This window comes from Sphingobacterium sp., from assembly GCF_032065005.1.
Classification (GTDB): domain Bacteria; phylum Bacteroidota; class Bacteroidia; order Sphingobacteriales; family Sphingobacteriaceae; genus Sphingobacterium.
The window spans coordinates 311,293-329,093 of the sequence record NZ_DAMBMM010000001.1 but is presented as its reverse complement, the minus strand read 5'-3'; the positions used below and the strand labels follow the sequence as shown (position 1 = coordinate 329,093).

The window sequence follows — 17,801 nt, the reverse complement described above, 5'->3', positions numbered from 1 at the left end:
CAGTACAAATATATTAAATTCTATTAAGAATACTTCATTGACATATACGAAACTACCCTTATAAAATATCATGTTGTTTTATTTTTAAAATAAAAAATAAAAATTAAAAGACTCAAAGTTTCTTATTATGAATATATTACATATATTTGAAGGATAACTGAAGTTAGCAGACCAACCAAAAAATCTAATTATTTGAAATAAGGAAATTAACAATTGAACAAAATTACAGTATGGTGATCGTCTTATTCTTCAGCTTTATTATTTTTTTCTCAAGTGCTGCAATCTTTGCCAATTGGTATATGACAGGAGATTATCGAATGATGCATTATTTATACCGCATATGGATTTCTGCTTTAGCATTAATATCCATTTATGTCATCTATATTTCTCCGTTTTTTAATATTATCAATTAATGTCTTTTATTCAGTCCCCTTTGGTTTTAAGGATTTGAAGTCTGTTAATTCAATTCCTAATTGATGGATTTTGGATTTAATCCTAGGATCTAGCAAGATTTTGGTTACCTCACTCCTATCTTCACGAACATTCCTATAGCCTTCATGGCCCACATTTTCCATTTCACTGACATCAAGACCAGGATGTTCCACAAACAGGTATACCCTATCTTTCTTTAATTCATCGAGCGCCCTCAAAAAAGCTTGAATTTTTCCTTCCACATTCGCTTTGCTTTTCAGGTCTAAATCTGGGAACATTAAGAATTCATAATCCATATCCTGAGGGAGATTGTACTCCTTAGAAAGCCTGATCAACATTTCCTTTACCTCCTTATTCCAATTACCACTACCCATATGGGTGGAAATATGTGAAATTCGCGGCAACATTTTCTTTGCCAGTTCAATTTGAGCCCTGAACTCTGCTTCAATATCCTCCAGCTTCCATTGATGTTCCTGAATGGACGCCATCGGTACCTTCTCATTAGGATAGATAAAAGAGTAAAAATTGCCATAATCATCTATTAAACTTTTCGCTGCTGTCAAAGGCCGCCATTTACAATTCTCCCATTCACTTGTAATCATCAAATGAACCCCAACATCTAAATTTGGATTTTCCTTCAACATCTTAACAGCCTCAGGTGCCCAAGGACAGTTTACCATGAGTTCTACTGAAGTGGTTATGCCTTTTTGATAGGTCTCAATAATGGCAAGATTTGCCGCATTAAACGAACCGATATCATCGGATCTGACAATGAGTTTTGGGGGATGTTGACCAAACAATGGAGCAAATACCGAAGTAAGCAAAATTAAGGCAATCAATTTTCGGAATAAGGGGCTTTTGGACATATTCAGTGCTGTATTAGGAAATGGTTATTGATTTATAAACCAAGAGCTTAAGGCTTGGATGTAATAAATTTAAAAAAATATGCTAAGAAGTGGAAGAAATAAAACCAACACTATTTGAGTAAAGGAACCTAGTTATTTCCTTTTTATCGAACTGGCATTCAACCTTTTAATCAATCCATTATAGAGACAGTACTAATTTTTGCAAAATATACTGTAACATTTTTTTCAAAATCATATCTAAAGGAAAACAAAAACAATTAGTTATGAACTTGAAAAACATTTTAATAGCCGTTATCGCCTTTGTAGCATTGGTATCAACAGCAGAAGCTCAGACCAAAGAAAATAGTTTCCAAGTCGAAAAGATTGGAAATGGAAAGCAAAACATTGTATTCATCCCAGGTTTTGCCTCATAGAATCAGAAAATGATTAACAATAAAAAAGCCCTATAGATATTCTATAGGGCTTTTCTGATGTTCTATTTTATTTTCTTCCAAATAGTCTGGAGAAGAAACCTCTTTTCTGTTGGGCTGAATAACCATAGCCATAACCGTAGCCATAACCACCATATCCATATCCACCATAACCATAAGGGTTATTTCCGAATTTCACCCCATTTAAAAGGATCGCCATATTGGTCAATGCTGAAGAATCATAGATTTTCTGAACATCAGGCAATTGCCTTCTATCCATCTTACCAGCACGTACCACAAATATGGTCACATCGGTAATCCTATTCACGATATCAGCGTCTGCAACGATTCCCAGTGGAACATTATCAACGATAATATAGTCATAACGTTCTTTTAGTTCAGCGATCAATTGATCCAAACGCTCACTTAATAAAAGCTCAACTGGATTCGGTGCGATCACACCAATCGGAACGATGTCTATCTCGGCATCTGTTCTATCTTTATAGATGATTTCATCAACCGTCACAGAACTATCAGAAAGGTAATGCGTAACTCCAATTGGCATAGGGAATTTTGTGATGTTACTTAAAGTACCCTTTCTAAGGTCTAAGTCGATTAAAACAACTTTCTTTTTCAAGAAGGTCATACTCACTCCTAAATTAATAACGGAGAAGGTTTTACCGGCACCTACATTGAATGAAGTAAATGTTACGACCTTTTGTTTTTTATCACCGGAAGACATAAAGCTTAGGTTCGTTCTGAAAATCCTGAATGCTTCTGTCACCTCATCAACGCCTTGTTCTTTGATGACAATATCACTCTTGGCATTTTTCATCTCTGTTGAGAAAGGAATCTCGGCCAAGAAAGGAACGCTTACCACATCTTCAATGTCCTTACGGTTTCTAACCTTGGTATTCAACAACAGCATCAACAACAATATGGCTGCTGGCACCGCAATACCGATGGCTACACCTATGGCAACTTTTTTGAATTTGCTAGGATAGAAAGGAGCATTAGAACCCGATGCAGAGTCAATAACGCGGATGTTATCATCCGTCATTGCTCTATTGATGGCGTTTTCTTCACGTTTGTTCAACAAGAAAATATAAAGCTCTTCAATTACCTTTTGCTGACGTTCAGCAGACAACATAATACGTTGTTTTGAAGGAAGGCTTCTCGCTTTTCCGATCGCTGCATTCTCTTCTTCCCTCATGTTATTCATTCTGATCCTAAAACCAGAAATTACGTTATCAATAGCACGGGCAATATTTTGTCTTACCTGAGAAAGTGCACTGTTCAAATCTTGAACAATTGGGTTTTCTGAGCTGTTTCCACTCATCAAGCGGTTTCTTCTCAATAGCAACGTGTTATATTCAGAAATGATGTCCTCAATATTATTATCTACCAACCCAGTGTTACTTGGAATAAGGTCATCTACTCGGCTAGGATCACTTAACCTTTGGCGCATGATCTCTACCAATTTCAATTGCGTTTCTAACTCTTTACTTGAGCTCTGGTAAGTTCTAGATTCAGTCCAATAAGCCTCACCTGCAGATTTTACATCCAGACCTTGGTTTTGGGTTTTCATGCCTTCCAAGCTAGATTCCACAGAACTTAGTTCTTTTTCAATGATTACAATCCTGTCATTGATAAAATCAGCCGTATTATTAGCGACTGTCTTTTTATCTTCAATGGTCATTTGATTGTACACCTCAATCAACTTAGTGATCATGTCTTCAGCACGCAATGGAGAAGTATCTTCCATAGTCATCTGAAGGATTTCTACATCTTCCATTTGAACGATATTAAGATTGCCCAAAAAGTAACCTACCATAGATTCGATAGGGCTTTTGGTAATGGTAATATCCTCAGAAAGATTTACACGATATGCTTTATCAGAATTGGCCGAAATGATTACATTTCCAACTGGTGTTTTGGCTTCTGAATTAAGTTTTACTGTTACTGTTTTATCTGGGTCGGAGTTTGAAAATGAAGATAGTTCAACCTGATTGTTTCCTTTATATTTCAGATTAAATGAGAACCCAGCCTGTGGAGGAACATTTGTAAAACGAACAATAAATGGTGAAGTTTTGTAGAGTTCTACTGACCTCAGTCCATCTTTCCTAGAATAGCTTACATCAGCATTCAAGAGACTAATGGTATTACGCATTAACTCTTGCGATCTTAGCTGAAGAATTTCAGAGTTAACATTTACAAAATTGTAAAAGTTATTAGGTCTGGTAATCCTAGAAGCACTCATGGAGTTCGTGGCTGTTTTTATCATTACAGTTTGATCCTTTTTGTATAAAAATGGAGTCTTACTGTATTGGTAATAAAAATATCCACCAAAGATCAATATCGATAACAAGAACCATTTCCAGTTCCCCAATAGATATCGCAAGATATCTAATACATAAAGAGATTGATCTTGTTTACCTTTTCCTTGAAAAGGCTTATTTATTGAATGATTAACCATTAATTTGTTAGTTTCTATTAAATAATGCTATAAGGCTCACACCTAGGGTCAACATACCGGTAGCAAAACCAATATATCTCCATGTTAAGTCTTCTCTAGGAGTAGGAACGGCAGATCTTGGTTTTACATAGACGATATCATTTTGTTTCAAATAATAAACTGGCGAGTCGAATAGATTAACATCTTCAATATTACTTGTATACATTTTTCTGTAGCCATTTTCTTCTCTGATGACCGTAATGGCTTCGGTTAAAGCATTTGTGGTTAGACCACCGCTACGTGTAATTGCTTCCAGAATAGAAATCTGACCATCAGGAACATTCAAGATACCTACTGCGCCAACTTCACCCATCATCATGATCTTAATGTTCAGCAGTTCTACCCTAACTAAAGGAGAATTGATTAAATTTTCTTTAACCAACCTGTCCGTAATAAAACTCTTAAGCTCCTCGGCAGTTTTTCCTTCTGCTTTGATGACACCAAGGACTGGAAAGTCGATATTTCCGCTTTTATCCACTAAATATCCTTTTTCGGTTGGAACTCCAGTAGCAGAGGTGGTAATTTCACCTTTATCACCTACATTATAAATTCCACCATCAGGGTTGAATGGTGCTGCCAATTCAGGAGTCTTAGAACTGATAATAATGCTCAATCTATCATACTTCTGAATCTTTAAGGTTGGAATCTCCTGCATAGGATATTCAGAACCTGGAACCATATTTTCAAGGTAAGTTACCTTTTTAGAAACAACGCATGAACTCAGTCCAAACAAAGTCAATGCAAACAGGCTGATAATTAATCTATTCATTTTCAAGTTTATTTACTTTTTTAATTTCATTTAAGCATAGTATGGCTGCCTCCTGGTTTGGGAGACAATTTAATTGTCCAACATTAGTTCGTTGGATAATGTTTTCAAGGATGTTCACCATGGAAGAAAAAATATTGGCATTCCATCTGATTGCCGTGAAGCTTGGCAACAGAGCCAATAAAGATTCAACACCTTTGCTTTTCCATTCCATTTGGTTTTTTTTTGCTTGTGTCAACCTAATAATTGACATTAATTTTCGCTTTTTATTAATATAACAAGCTGTTTTTCCACTCCAAGGAGTTCCATAGATAAATACTTCATCACCCTCTACTTTTACTGCAGGGTTATCATCATTCAATAATTGAAAACCATCATTAGTACTTATCCATAGTCTACTGTGTGTACTTTTCCCAGTACCGCTTTTTCCTAAGAACGAAACAGCATATTCTCCATTTTCTACAACAGAGGAATGAATCAATGCTGTATTATTTGAAAGAACTCGCTGACCAAATGCTACCATAATGAGCCAGCTTAAAATATTAGAGTCATATAACTCTTGTTTTTTTATGTGAATTTTCGAGAATCGGAAGTCTTTATCACTTATCATTCTCCAAATTTCAGTGTCTTTAGCATTTCCATTTTCCACCGAGGTGACATACTTTTGTTCTGTTTCTTCAAATTTGAACCTATCACCCCAGATTATGGAAACATCACTTAGAAGTTTGGCATCTGTGAGGTCAATGTCAGTGGGTTCCAAAACGATTTCAACATGTACAATGGCCTCTGCATTCTGATCAAATGGAACCTCAAAATCAATAAATGAAGATAAACTACTTTGAATATCAATTGAATCATCATATATGATCCTAATCAAATTCTCAGCAACTAAATAGTCCACTGTTTTCATTATTTCCTTCAAAAAATTTTTTTTACTGCATATAAACCGATTGACTACATTTCTCGGCCAATTTTAAGTCGTGTGTTACAAAAATTACAATTTTGTTCTTCGCTGCACTCATCAATCTCTCTATCAATAGTTCTGATGTTTTATGATCTAAAGCGGATGTTACTTCATCAAATAACCAAATGCTGTTTTCCTTCATTAATGCCCTTGCCAGTGCAATCCGCTGTGCCTGCCCTTCGGAAAGACCATAGCCAGATTCTCCAACTACTGTATTCAAACCATCAGGAAGGTCATAAACAAACTCTGAACAACTCAGGTATAAAACCTCGTATATCTTTTCAGGATTAACATTTTCAGTATCAGTCAGGATATTTTCCTTAATGGTACCTGAAAACAATTTATCTCCTTGCGGAACATAAGCTATATTTACTCGGTGATTATGATTAATCGCATAGGTTTTTAGTCCAGTCTCCACATAAATTTCACCCTTGTTAGGCTGGATAACAGCTAACAACAATCTAATCAGCGTTGTTTTTCCCTTGCCGCTTGAACCAATGATGGCTGTAGGCTCGCCCTTTTTAACCTTCAGGTTAAAATCATCAATCACCAAATTGTCTTCATACTTAAAGCTTAAGTTTTTGATGATCAATTCATATGGATCTTTGATAAATTCAGGTGAATATTCTTCTTCAACTTCTGTATTATACACCTCTTCCACCCTCTCAGCTGCTGTTCTATATTTTATAAAGACAGGAATAAAACTCATTAGGAGCAATAATGGCCCTTGAATCCTTCCAACTAACTGAAGGAAGGCAGTCATCATTCCAAATGTAATTTCATCAGTTCTCAATTTATAAACTCCCCAGACAAAAGTCAGAAGGAAACCGATATTGATAAGTAACTTCAAAGAACTCTGTGAAAGCGTTGAAAAATTCAACAATTTCAATTTTAAACCATATATGTTAGCTTGGCTCTCTTCAACTTTTTGCCATCTGAAATTCTGAAGTCCCAGAGCTCTGAGAACCATTCTGAATCTCAAGTTTTCTTGCACTACTTTACCTAAATTTGATTCTGCTTTTTTCAAAGATTTATTGATAAATCTTAGTTTTTTGAAATAAATTTTGGTAAAAATGAACAATGGTGAAATCGCCAAAATCAATAATGCAAGCATTGGATCCATGGACCAAAGCAATGCAAACGAAGCAAGTAATTTGATCACTGTAATCAGAAAGGAAATAAATGAGAATCCAATCATCTGCACGATTTCATTGGCGTCATTATTTATTCTTATCTGCATATCTCCAGTGTGCCAATTCTTAATTACTTTCCATCTTGACAACATCTGGATCTTGATCAGTTTATTTTGAACTTCAATGAGCATTTTTGCTCTTGTCCTTTCATTGATCCAAGATCCCCAAGCTTTAACAATAAGTCCAAGAACGATAAATAATACGGTTAATATTAGTGCTTTATCTACAGAAGCTTTATCACCGCTTATTGCAAAATCAATTGCATGTTTTGACCAAACGACAAAATATAACGAACAGGCAATTCCAATTAACTCTAGGATGAAAAAAACTATCAGTTCATTTTTATGTCCCTTTGCTTGTTCCCAAGCCCATTTTAGCTGATATGTAATTCCTGCTAACAATACTTTATATTTTGAACCTTGAATAATATTGCATTATTGGAAACCAGATTGCTTCTGAAGGCGTTACCTTAACATACTTCAAAAAACTTTTCCATATCCTACTTTTCTTATTCGCTCGTCCGCCATTCAAATTGATTTCTTTATCTACAAAATTTGCATTATGAAACCCAAAATTCCCTGACACCAAAATATCCTCCATCATCCAATCTGCGTCTAAATTTGCTGTCAGTTTATAAGGCAGATTAGATTCTTCTAAACCCAAATATTTAACTAACAAGAGGTGCAACATATCTACCCAATTCTTTATTCCCAAAGAGGAATAGATTTCTTTTAAATTTTTTGTTCTCAACTCTTGATTATAATGCGCATATATCCTTGCAGAATCACATAATTGACGTATTCCTATACCATATGATAGCAAATGCTTTAGGATATGGGAATTTGCTTGGATAATTGTTTCTAATGCAGAAGGTAATTTTATTTTAGTGTTCTCAATATTTAAAGTTGTGAAGTTATTGATCTCCTCCAATCGGATTTTCTCCAGTTTTTTTTGAACGAATGGATTATGGATATCAAACATATTGCGATGATGTTCGACTTCAAATCCTTCAAAATTGTATTCGGAACTAAATCCGGGCATAGAATTGATCTCTAACCCTTTTTCGTTAATAATATTAAATGCCTTCGTATAAGTGTTTTTGTCCTCAAAAAATAGATCTATATCGCCACATACCCTTCTAGCAGGATTGTCATAGCATTTTGCAAGCCCTTGGCCTTTCAACAAAATGCTGTTTACTTGATGTTCCTGGAACAGCGAATGTAATTTGATGATGATCTCATTCATTCTTTCATTCCTTTGAGCATGCTTTTCAACTCTCACCGCCCAGTTCAACAACAAAATTTTACTAGGTTGGTATTTTGGCTCTAATTTTTGAATACCGTCAAATACGATACATTCTACGGTTTGATTTATACTAATTTTATAGATTTCTTCCCATTCTCGGTTAGTTAAAGGAAATAACTCTGTATCTAAATTAGCATTTTTCCACAGTCCAGATTTAAGTAATAAAAAAAATATATTAATAATCCTGTTATTTAGCATTACTTTAATCTCTGATTAGACCTCCTTTTATAAAGGTCTGGATAAGCTTTTTGGCATCTTTTACCGCCACATCCTCATTCACTTCATAATTTTCCAATAAAATATCGGAAATAGTTTCTTCAGTAAATTCTTTACCTTGTAACTCTTCCCATAAAAATGCAGCAGTCTCATTTAGTGTAAAAACTTTGGACATATCAATCATTTCCTGACCAGGATCAATGATGATATGGTCATTTCCTAATTTTCGAAGCTGCAAATCAGTTCTCAATTTCATTTTTCAACTATTAAATTTACTTATGAGGTATCTAAATGGCCTTAAATAGTACCACAACATCCCTAACTTCTTTTTATACCAAGAATTAACATTAAGCTCTTTACGATCTCTGAAGCCATTCATTACGATTGCTAACACATCATCTTTAAGGATAATTTCCTTTTGATAGAGATTTCCATCGCCTGCAAGGATTAGTTTACCATCTTTAATTCCAACTAATCGATGTAAAACTATTTTACCTTCATGCTTGGCTAAAAGAATGTCACCTATATTAACATTATTATTAATGGGTTGTTTGATTGTAACTTGATCTGCATGCTTTAAAAAGGGCAACATACTGTTTCCTGAAACATTAAATTTCACGGTTTTTCCAAGGTTAAGATCTTCTTGGATTAAATTGAAAAATAATTGATTAGGAACCTTATGGCTCTTTGCATTCATGTTTTCGTCCATTAATCAATATTTTTTTAGGTTAAATAATGATAATTTAGCAAGAAAGAATAAGAACAACGAAAGAATCGCAAGAAAATTTGTTGAACGTCAATAAAAATCATCTTCTACGATTTTGCGCTAAATTAGGTATTGGCAATATTAGGCTAAAATCTTATTATATATTTGTAAACATTTATCTACCATTTTTTGTCGCGTAAAATGCTCAAAATAGCGTTTTCTCGCTCCATCCGATAGATTTTTGTAGACATCTTCGTTGGTCAGTATTGTAGTGAATGAATCCGCTAAAGACCGTTCATCTTCTATTTCTACGGTCAATCCCGAAACCCCATTTTGATTTACCCAGCTTACGCCAGATTCAGGGATCCTGGTGGAAACAATAGGTTTACCATATCCCATTGCCTCGATTTGAACAATAGCAAATGCCTCAGTCTTTAAGATGGAGCTTAAACAAAACAAATCACAGGCTTGATAATATCCAGCCACTTCTTCATCAGTCATAAATCCTAGTAATTTCACCTTGGATCCTAATCCGTTTTCATTGATCAAAGCATCGAGTTCTTCCTTCAGCGGTCCTTTGCCACCGATTACAATTTGATAACTATCGTCAAGGTATTTGGCGGACTTAATTAAGTATTCATAGCCTTTGTATTCAACTAACCGTCCCAATGAAAAAATTATCTTCTTATTCGGATATTCCTTTTTTATATTTTCAAGCAGAGGAGATATTTCAGGATCAACATCCACACCAATTGGAATAAAATCCACTTTTGGTTGAACTTCCTTAAGAAACTTGGACTGCTCAACGTAAATTGGCGTAGTTCCTACAACAACATCGGCTCTCTTGATCAACCAATCCTGAAGTGGCTTATACAGCCTCAATAAAGTCTTCTGCTTCAAGATATCACTATGCCAATGAAGAACGACCTTCCCTTTATAATTTGATAAAAACAACGCCAAAGTAGCCATTGGATCAGGATGATGTACATGAATGACATCATAGTTCCTACATATCTTGCGGAGTTTAGTGATCATTTTAGGGGCTAATTTGGTCGCTGCAGCATTTATTTGAGTCGGAACAACAAATAGTGTTGCAAACTTATTAAGATGTATGGTAGCCTCTGGATGGTCTTCTGTGGAAGCACAAAGCATATCGCAATGAACACCTTGATTTGATAAACCAAGCATCAAATCGTATTCAACCTTTTCAACTCCTCCTCTGATCGGATAAAACTTACCTAATTGTAGAACTTTCATATGATAAACTGTACGTCGGTTATTTTAGTAAAATATTAAATAATTCCTCCCAATTGTCAGCTTTTGGTTCATCAAGTGGAACAACCGGTTTTGGTTTTAGTGAAGAATAATCTCCTTTTATTAATTGAGCCATTAGATCAGCCAATTCCTTTGGGTCATCCGGATTAAAAAAGGCCGTCAATTTACTTCCTTCTGCAGTTTCATGAGCATAAGGTAAATCAGCCAGAAGCATAGGTCTATCATATTTCTTGAATTCAGAAATTGGCAGCCCCCAAGATTCAACTTTTGAAGGATAGATAAGACAGTCGGTCATTCCATAGAGCTCAAGCAATTTCGCTTTTGGGATAAAACCTAAAAACTCAATATTATTTACACTTCCCCATTTATTTTTTAGCCAATTGGCATATTTATTCTCATTGCCTTTTACTGTGATGGTAGCCTTAAAATTGTTTAGACCATAATCAGACCTTAATATTCTAGCGGCTTCACAGATAACCTCAAAATTCTTATGGCTATTTGGAGAACCAGCAAATAAAAAGTTATAATTAGAACTGGCCTTTTGATCTAAGACCTCCACTGTATTGTCAACAATTTTCGGTCTGGTAACAATAATTTTTTTAGGATCAATATCAAACATTTTGCTTAGACCTCTTCTAAACCATTCTTGTTGAACCACTAAATACTCATTTTTATGGATGTTGGTCTTATAGATGAGTTTGGTAAAAATTGCAAACATGGCAATTTTAGGTGCAAAAAACAGATCGTTCATTTTCCATTTATAGAAGGAAAATGAATTATGACAATATACCGCTCTCCTATTTGCAACCACGGAAGGGCTTGTATCATGTAAAGCAAACCATAATTCAACAGGTCCTATTTCTTTCGAAATCTTTTTTAAAGAGACATATTCATACCAAAGCCTATTTACCCATCTTTTCTTTGGCCATTGCGTCTCAATATATTCAATGTTGGGAAAATCGGTTAATTCTCTTTTATAAACAATAGCTACGACACGGTATCCATTCCGCACAGCATAATCTGACAAAAACTTCAAGCAGTCCTGAAGAATAGCCAAGGTACCAGCTTCAACTAAATTTACGGCAGATATTACAATAGTTTTCATTAGCGATTATTCAAAGCATCATTAAACAATTGAATCCATTTTCTCATTACTGCTGCTTCTGAAAATTTTTCGGACATTTCAAATGCCTGCTCTCCCATCGAATCTCTTAATTCTGGATCACGTATCAATTCTACTATTTTACTTGCCATGCCTGCTTTATCCTCTTCTTCTAATAAGTATCCATTTTTACCGTTCTGGATAATGTCACGTGGCCCACATTTACACGCATAGGATATCATAGGCAATCCAGACGCCTGCCCCTCTAGCAAGGCCATCGGTAAACCTTCATACCTTGAAGTCATGGCAATCATTGAGCTATCTAGGTATTGTTGGTCTATATTCCTTACTGGTTCTTGAAGAATTAAAGTCTTTTCAAGGCCCAACTTATTGATTTGATTCTGTAAGTTTTCCCTTTCTGGTCCTTTTCCATAGATATTCAACTTCCAATCTGGCTCTTGTTGATGCACTATTTTCCAAACATCCACTAAATCCTCAAATCTTTTTTGATAATCATAACGTCCGACAGCAATAACATTTTTAGAAGTTAATTTACTTCGTTGCGAAAATGGAAAGCTATTGGCATTAGGAATTACAATGATATTCGGAAGATCGCCCCAATAAGATTTGTCTTCATCTGTTAGGACGACGAACTTATCATATTTCTGAACGGTATTTAGGTCTTTTTTACTTCTATAGCCATCAATTAACTTCCAAAATCCTCTCCGACCATATTGCAATCTTTTAAATCTTGAAAAATGTATTTCTACAATTTTCTTGCTTCCATCTTTAATCCCTGGCAATATGTCTACTTCATGATCGAATAGGGAAACACAGATATCAGGTTGGATTGCTAGTAGTTGTTCAGTTAGCCTTCTTTTATGCAATGCCTGCTTCTGGGGATAATCAACTAGCTTTTTAAGAAGACCAGAACTATTATTTTCAGTATAATTTATGCCTAAATCAATTTGTTTTATAGAATCATCTAAATCAAAATAAGGTTTTCGATTTTTCTGATCAGTAGTAATGATGCTGATTTCGTGGCCAAGTTTAGCAAGATAATTGGTCTTATTTGCCAATACTCGTTCCATACCTCCTGAGTTAAATGTACCTAGGATGCAATAAACTATCTTCATAAACTTCTTCTTTTTCAGCTATATCTTCTGTAACCTTTAACGAATCGATGCAATAAAAAACTGCGTATATAAAGAAGATATCGGTTGCAACCTTGAACCAGATAACGAAGGTCAAAACCAATAAAATCAAGAAAAACATCCAATAATCTGGGTGTCTTTTCATAAAAACCAAGGCATTTACCACAAACAAGAGGGCGAATACTGAAAAGCCAATTAAGCCTGAGTAAAGAATAAAACGACAATAGCCAATATCTGTACTGAATACGAAGTTGTCAAATAATCCAGTACCTATTAACCAAGTTTTCTGATCCTCTGGCCATACCCACATTTCTCTATTCAACTTATCTGTTGAATCTGTTCTCCATTCACCTTTTTCAACGTAATTGAAGAATCCCTCAAAGGCAAAACGCATTTGATCATAGAACTCTGCGTTGGTATTGTATAGGTAAATGGATACTCCAATGGCAACCACTAGAAATAATCCGAACAAAAGACTTAATTTCCCAGAATACTTCTTTACTGCTTGTCTAAATACGGATGATCCAAATACTAAATAGCCTAAGGATGCACCCAGTCCTAAAATGGTCGTTCTAGAGATGGCATTTCCAATAATAGCGATAAAGAAAAAGGCAATTAACAATAAACTGATTGACCATGTATTGTTCCTAACTTTTTCATCATTATTTAGGGTTGCAGTAATCATTAATAAAACAATGGTAAACCTAACACCTGCAGGGTCTAAGGCTGCACCAATCCCATAAAGTCTTCCGACCTCTTCAAAGAACTCTTGGCCTTGAGACACATAACTATCTACGAAAAGCTTGACACTTGGGATATTATCAATCATAAGTGCTGCTATACATTGAAAGACACAAACGGCTGTGGCATAAAAAGTTATTAACTTAAAATCTACTTTTCCATGAACTGATTTAATCATTGTACAGATAGCATATGCTCCAAAGTACCAAACCGCAAAACTTAGAATATAAGAAGCATAGGCGTAATCGGTAGTCTTATTTATGTCGGTAGAATAGAAGCAGATGAATGAAAACAACAATGCTAATATGACTGAAACTAAAAACCCTTTTGAAATTTTAATTTCTTTTTCCATTAACCAATTCATCCCTGCAAACATGACACCTAGCAAAGCGAGGATCATTTTGGTGTTTAGGCTAGGAAGAAAAGTGAAAGAGATCGGGAAGAGATAAAAACTCACCGAAGCTCCTAGAATAATATAAAGCAACAATCGAATCATATAGTACAATGATTATTTATACAATACCCCATAAACCATTCTCAAAACCACTCTATTATAAAGTTTAATCAGCCAAAATTGTTTTTTGACTGCAGCTAATTGTAAAAGTCTTGTTCTCATAGGCAAGGCTGTGTTTTCCATTACATACGGATTAGCCTCTGGAAACCAGCTTAGCCACTTTTCATATTGAGAGATTTTTTCAGAAATTAATAATGGTAGTTTTATATTTAATTTTAAATAATATATTAAGTTACCTAACTTATCTGATAATTCACTGTTTTTTAAATAGTTTTCAACGTCTTCAACGTTTGCTGACACTTGCTCAATATGGCTATCCGAATAGGTTTTTGTCAATGAAGCAGTATTACTTTGCCCATAGTGATAAAAATGGCGGTCTAAATAAGCTACTTTTTTAGCATTACAGAACAATTTAATGGCAACCATCAGATCCTCACCCATATTTTTGCCTTCAATGAACTTAATATTATGGTCAACAAATAATTTTGTTTTGAATAAAAACAGCCAAAGGTTCCACCTCATCGTTCCCCTCATCATCTTTTCAATTGCCTCCATCGGGGATTCGAAATTTGGCTGATTCATCTTTCTTTCATTTTTCTCAAAAGTCAGATACCAACTAAATCCCAAAATATCTAGATTCTCTTTTTCTGCCTTTTCAGCCGACAATTCCAAAGCATCATGGTCAATTGCATCATCTGCATCAACAAAATAAATATACTCCCCTTTTACAGCATCCAAACCCGTGTTTCTAGCGGCTGCAACACCCCTATTCACTTCATGGATAATGATTTCTACATCAAATTGTGATTGCTCCCTAAACTTTTCCAACACTTGTAAGCTGTTGTCTGTGCTACAATCATTGATGAAAATAATCTGTAAATTTTTGTAAGTCTGGGATGATAAAGAATCCAAACATATATGCAAAGTTTTCTCTGCATTATAAACAGGAACAATTATCGAAATTAGTGGCTTTCTATTCATTTTCAAGTCCCCACAAAACTAAGCTTTATTTGTCTGAACATGCTGTAGAATTTTATCTACAACATTGATACTCTTAGAATTAAACTTCCGTGCAAACAATTTATCTGATTGTATTAAATACTCAAAATCAGCATCTTCCCAATCTCTGATCACATTATTTTCCCATCTAATCTCTCGCATACAGCCTCTTCCCTCATCTTTGTAATCATAAACTTTATTTTTGTACACGGAATTCCAACAAATCGTTTGAACTACGATTTCATCACAGCAAAAACTGTTTTGATACATTCGCAGAATCTTATTCTTATCCTTTAAAGTTAGTTTAACCAAGCCATCAGAAATACTTAACCATTGCGTCCCTTTCTTGAATTCAACACTCTTATTCCTTTTATAACCAACAAGTTCCTGAACTCTAATTAAACTTGCTCTTGCAATTCTTTTCAATTGATTGGAAACTCCTTCACTCGATCTAAAAGAACTTGAAAACAAATGGGTCCTTCTCACCTTTCGATCGATTTCTTTACTTATATCCCCCGTATAAAAACCAATAAACTCCTTCCCTTGGTTGGAGTTAAAAAATTGATGAATGTAATCTTGGGACTTTATTGGCATATCCACCCCTGATAATAAGTGGTAATATTGATAGGACTTGTTTTTTGAGGCTGCCTCGAAAAGATTCAGTTCGGCTTCGACTACGGTTACATCTCCCCATTTAACATCTACGCGGTTTTCCAGAATAAATAATTTTGAAAATTTTACCGCTAAGGTTGGTAACTCTTTAACTTTTGCATCGAAGTGGATATAGATATCATTTCTCACATCATCAAGAGATTCAATAAGTCTATTTAAAACCTCAAACTCATTATGAGCTAATATCAGGTATGCATGTTTCATAATTAGGATTTAATTCTATCCAATATCTTTTCAACTATTCCAAAATGCGTTGAGCTAAATTTCCTTGCAAATAAGCAATTAGATTCTAATAAGGATCCGAGATCTTCATTAGAGAAAACTGTTGAATTTGCATTCCCAACTTTATGCATCAATACCCTGTCAGAATACATAATATTCCAATTTTTTCCTGAATACACAAGTTCAGTAGGTACGAAAAGCTCATCTCCGCACATGGTATATTTATATTTTTTTAATATTGTTTTCTTCTTAGCCAGAAGGAATTTAACGGCATCATCTGTAATACTTACCCAGTTTGAAGCTTTAATAAAAGTGCGATCTTTATTTACATAGACGCCAAGTAGGTCCTGTACCTTGATTCCTACCCTCCATAACCTTTGAGACATCAAACTGGAGTTAAAACTCTTCATAAATAAATTCATACGATTCCCTTTCCTTTCAAGTTCTTCAGGACTCGAGGGCATCGGAACGAATACTTGGGAAACGGGTATGGACGAGAAATATTCATGAAAGGTATCTTGCTTGACCAATGGCAGATGTACTCCGGAAATCATGTGATAATAGGCATAAGGACCATTTTGATTTGCCAAGTCAAAAAGGGCAAATTCTGCTTCAATCTGGCTGATATCTCCCCACCTAACATCTACCCTGTTTGAGTTATCCACAAAAAATAAATTCGAAAATTTAGTTTTTAATGATGGTAAATCATTCACTTTCTTATCAATATGGATGAAGATATCATTTCGAGTATCGTCTAAAAGATCGACCAAAATTGATAGTATATCAAATTCATTATGAGCTATAATCAGGAATGCGTGTTTCATAATTTAATTCGATTTTTGTAAAAATGCATTCATTTTCTTCATACCATCAGCGTCAAAATAAGACATTTTATGAGTTGATGTAAAATTCAAAGCCTGCCTATAATCCATTAATCCTTCCACACCATTGAATTTAGTCTGAAGGATATGAGGATACACATCACTGACCACTTGACACTGTTTATCTTTTAATTTACCTTCCACAAGCTCATTATATAAAATTTGAAAGAAGAAATAATCTATAATTTCATTTTGCGTGCGCCAATAATATAATATCAACTCCAACATATCTGTTATCAAGGCATTGCCTTTTTCAGCATAAATAATGCTATTTAATACCTTGACTTTAAATTCTTGGTCCCATCCCCAGTAAAAGGCGTAACTATTCTCCCAAAAATTCTTTTTTTGCTCCTTATTATCCCTTTGATACATAAAATAGGGCAAGGATTTTAATTTATCATCTAATGGAGCTGTCAGTAAAATCGTTGCATCAAGCCACACGCCTCCATAAAGACTGAGTAATGAAAGTCGAAGTAGGTCAGAAAAAAAAGTTCTCTTAAAAATGCCCTTTTCTAATTTTTCAACGACATAATCTGGAAGATCTACATAATCCTTATAATTTGAGTCGTCAATTCGAATTACTAAATAATCGGCTTTATATTGGTCTACTGAATCAAAACAATGTTTGACAACCTCAGGAAGAGAATCATTGTTACAACCCTGGCCCCAATACTGCCAAATAATTCTATCGGATTGGAATTCTTTTTTAGGTTTTAAATTTTCAAGATCAATTTGACCAGAATAATATTGATCGATTACAGGATGCCAAAAATCAGCAACTTCCTTGTGCTTCTTGATAATCTTGGTCTTTCTTATGAATGACCAGATTTGACTAATTATGGGTAATTTCTTTATACTTTCTAGCACC

The 17,801-nt window shown here is 34.7% G+C and carries 17 protein-coding genes; 1 reads left to right on the top strand and 16 read right to left on the bottom strand.

Annotated features, from left to right (window positions below):
* Positions 1–419: 419 nt before the first annotated feature.
* Positions 420–1,271, bottom strand: coding sequence for a ChbG/HpnK family deacetylase (locus RT138_RS01430; protein ID WP_313189202.1), 852 nt, complete (start codon positions 1,269–1,271; stop codon positions 420–422).
* A gap of 290 nt (positions 1,272–1,561) precedes the next feature.
* Here RT138_RS01430 and RT138_RS01425 point away from each other — a divergent pair, with 290 nt between their 5' ends.
* On the top strand, positions 1,562–1,711 hold the full coding sequence (locus RT138_RS01425; RefSeq protein WP_313189201.1) for a hypothetical protein: 150 nt from the start codon (positions 1,562–1,564) through the stop codon (positions 1,709–1,711).
* Positions 1,712–1,778: 67 nt separating this feature from the next.
* On the opposite strand, the gene RT138_RS01420 is transcribed toward RT138_RS01425, so the two are convergent.
* The 15 genes from RT138_RS01420 to RT138_RS01350 all read right to left on the bottom strand — a co-directional run bounded on the left by RT138_RS01420 (position 1,779) and on the right by RT138_RS01350 (position 17,800).
* Positions 1,779–4,184, bottom strand: coding sequence for a GumC family protein (locus RT138_RS01420; RefSeq protein WP_185216602.1), 2,406 nt, complete (start codon positions 4,182–4,184; stop codon positions 1,779–1,781).
* A 7-nt stretch (positions 4,185–4,191) separates the two neighbouring features.
* Complete coding sequence (locus RT138_RS01415; RefSeq protein ID WP_313189200.1) at positions 4,192–4,992, bottom strand: polysaccharide biosynthesis/export family protein; 801 nt, start codon at positions 4,990–4,992, stop codon at positions 4,192–4,194.
* Positions 4,985–5,899, bottom strand: a complete 915-nt coding sequence (locus RT138_RS01410; protein ID WP_313189199.1) for a hypothetical protein — start codon at positions 5,897–5,899, stop codon at positions 4,985–4,987. The genes RT138_RS01415 and RT138_RS01410 overlap by 8 nt, the downstream gene beginning before the upstream one ends.
* 22 nt (positions 5,900–5,921) lie before the next feature.
* Positions 5,922–7,547 (bottom strand): ABC transporter ATP-binding protein, encoded by a 1,626-nt coding sequence (locus RT138_RS01405; protein ID WP_313189198.1) that lies wholly within the window; start codon positions 7,545–7,547, stop codon positions 5,922–5,924.
* A gap of 4 nt (positions 7,548–7,551) precedes the next feature.
* The gene (locus tag RT138_RS01400) at positions 7,552–8,649 is read right to left on the bottom strand and encodes a nucleotidyltransferase family protein (protein WP_313189197.1); all 1,098 of its coding nucleotides are present in this window, start codon (positions 8,647–8,649) and stop codon (positions 7,552–7,554) included.
* A 4-nt stretch (positions 8,650–8,653) separates the two neighbouring features.
* A complete protein-coding gene (locus RT138_RS01395) occupies positions 8,654–8,923 on the bottom strand; it encodes a PqqD family protein (RefSeq protein ID WP_313189196.1) in 270 nt (89 codons plus the stop codon).
* Positions 8,924–8,926: 3 nt separating this feature from the next.
* Entirely contained in the window at positions 8,927–9,376 is a 450-nt protein-coding gene (locus RT138_RS01390) for a S24/S26 family peptidase (RefSeq protein ID WP_313189195.1), read from the bottom strand.
* Positions 9,377–9,514: 138 nt separating this feature from the next.
* Positions 9,515–10,630: a glycosyltransferase gene (locus tag RT138_RS01385; RefSeq protein ID WP_313189194.1), complete on the bottom strand. Its 1,116-nt coding sequence runs from the start codon at positions 10,628–10,630 to the stop codon at positions 9,515–9,517.
* 19 nt (positions 10,631–10,649) lie between these two features.
* Complete coding sequence (locus tag RT138_RS01380; RefSeq protein WP_313189193.1) at positions 10,650–11,753, bottom strand: glycosyltransferase family 1 protein; 1,104 nt, start codon at positions 11,751–11,753, stop codon at positions 10,650–10,652.
* Positions 11,753–12,841 carry a glycosyltransferase family 4 protein gene (locus RT138_RS01375; protein ID WP_313189192.1) on the bottom strand — a complete coding sequence of 363 codons (1,089 nt, stop codon included), beginning with the start codon at positions 12,839–12,841 and terminating at the stop codon, positions 11,753–11,755. The genes RT138_RS01380 and RT138_RS01375 overlap by 1 nt, the downstream gene beginning before the upstream one ends.
* Positions 12,842–12,851: 10 nt before the next feature.
* Positions 12,852–13,733, bottom strand: a complete 882-nt coding sequence (locus tag RT138_RS01370) for a hypothetical protein (protein WP_254527397.1) — start codon at positions 13,731–13,733, stop codon at positions 12,852–12,854.
* A gap of 420 nt (positions 13,734–14,153) precedes the next feature.
* On the bottom strand, positions 14,154–15,140 hold the full coding sequence (locus RT138_RS01365; protein WP_313189191.1) for a glycosyltransferase: 987 nt from the start codon (positions 15,138–15,140) through the stop codon (positions 14,154–14,156).
* An 18-nt stretch (positions 15,141–15,158) separates the two neighbouring features.
* Positions 15,159–16,034, bottom strand: a complete 876-nt coding sequence (locus RT138_RS01360) for a beta-1,6-N-acetylglucosaminyltransferase (protein ID WP_313189190.1) — start codon at positions 16,032–16,034, stop codon at positions 15,159–15,161.
* Between the two features lie 2 nt (positions 16,035–16,036).
* Positions 16,037–16,876 carry a beta-1,6-N-acetylglucosaminyltransferase gene (locus tag RT138_RS01355; protein WP_313189189.1) on the bottom strand — a complete coding sequence of 280 codons (840 nt, stop codon included), beginning with the start codon at positions 16,874–16,876 and terminating at the stop codon, positions 16,037–16,039.
* Between the two features lie 3 nt (positions 16,877–16,879).
* Positions 16,880–17,800: a capsular polysaccharide synthesis protein gene (locus RT138_RS01350; protein ID WP_313189188.1), complete on the bottom strand. Its 921-nt coding sequence runs from the start codon at positions 17,798–17,800 to the stop codon at positions 16,880–16,882.
* Position 17,801 lies beyond the last annotated feature (1 nt).

Bases quoted from the DNA above. Each gene is read 5' to 3' on its own strand.
- RT138_RS01425 (WP_313189201.1), top strand. From the start codon at position 1,562: ATGAACTTGAAAAACATTTTAATAGCCGTTATCGCCTTTGTAGCATTG.
- RT138_RS01420 (WP_185216602.1), bottom strand. From the start codon at position 4,184: ATGGTTAATCATTCAATAAATAAGCCTTTTCAAGGAAAAGGTAAACAA.
- RT138_RS01415 (WP_313189200.1), bottom strand. From the start codon at position 4,992: ATGAATAGATTAATTATCAGCCTGTTTGCATTGACTTTGTTTGGACTG.
- RT138_RS01410 (WP_313189199.1), bottom strand. From the start codon at position 5,899: ATGAAAACAGTGGACTATTTAGTTGCTGAGAATTTGATTAGGATCATA.
- RT138_RS01400 (WP_313189197.1), bottom strand. From the start codon at position 8,649: ATGCTAAATAACAGGATTATTAATATATTTTTTTTATTACTTAAATCT.
- RT138_RS01395 (WP_313189196.1), bottom strand. From the start codon at position 8,923: ATGAAATTGAGAACTGATTTGCAGCTTCGAAAATTAGGAAATGACCAT.
- RT138_RS01390 (WP_313189195.1), bottom strand. From the start codon at position 9,376: ATGGACGAAAACATGAATGCAAAGAGCCATAAGGTTCCTAATCAATTA.
- RT138_RS01385 (WP_313189194.1), bottom strand. From the start codon at position 10,630: ATGAAAGTTCTACAATTAGGTAAGTTTTATCCGATCAGAGGAGGAGTT.
- RT138_RS01380 (WP_313189193.1), bottom strand. From the start codon at position 11,753: ATGAAAACTATTGTAATATCTGCCGTAAATTTAGTTGAAGCTGGTACC.
- RT138_RS01375 (WP_313189192.1), bottom strand. From the start codon at position 12,841: ATGGAACGAGTATTGGCAAATAAGACCAATTATCTTGCTAAACTTGGC.
- RT138_RS01370 (WP_254527397.1), bottom strand. From the start codon at position 13,733: ATGATTGATAATATCCCAAGTGTCAAGCTTTTCGTAGATAGTTATGTG.
- RT138_RS01365 (WP_313189191.1), bottom strand. From the start codon at position 15,140: ATGAATAGAAAGCCACTAATTTCGATAATTGTTCCTGTTTATAATGCA.
- RT138_RS01360 (WP_313189190.1), bottom strand. From the start codon at position 16,034: ATGAAACATGCATACCTGATATTAGCTCATAATGAGTTTGAGGTTTTA.
- RT138_RS01355 (WP_313189189.1), bottom strand. From the start codon at position 16,876: ATGAAACACGCATTCCTGATTATAGCTCATAATGAATTTGATATACTA.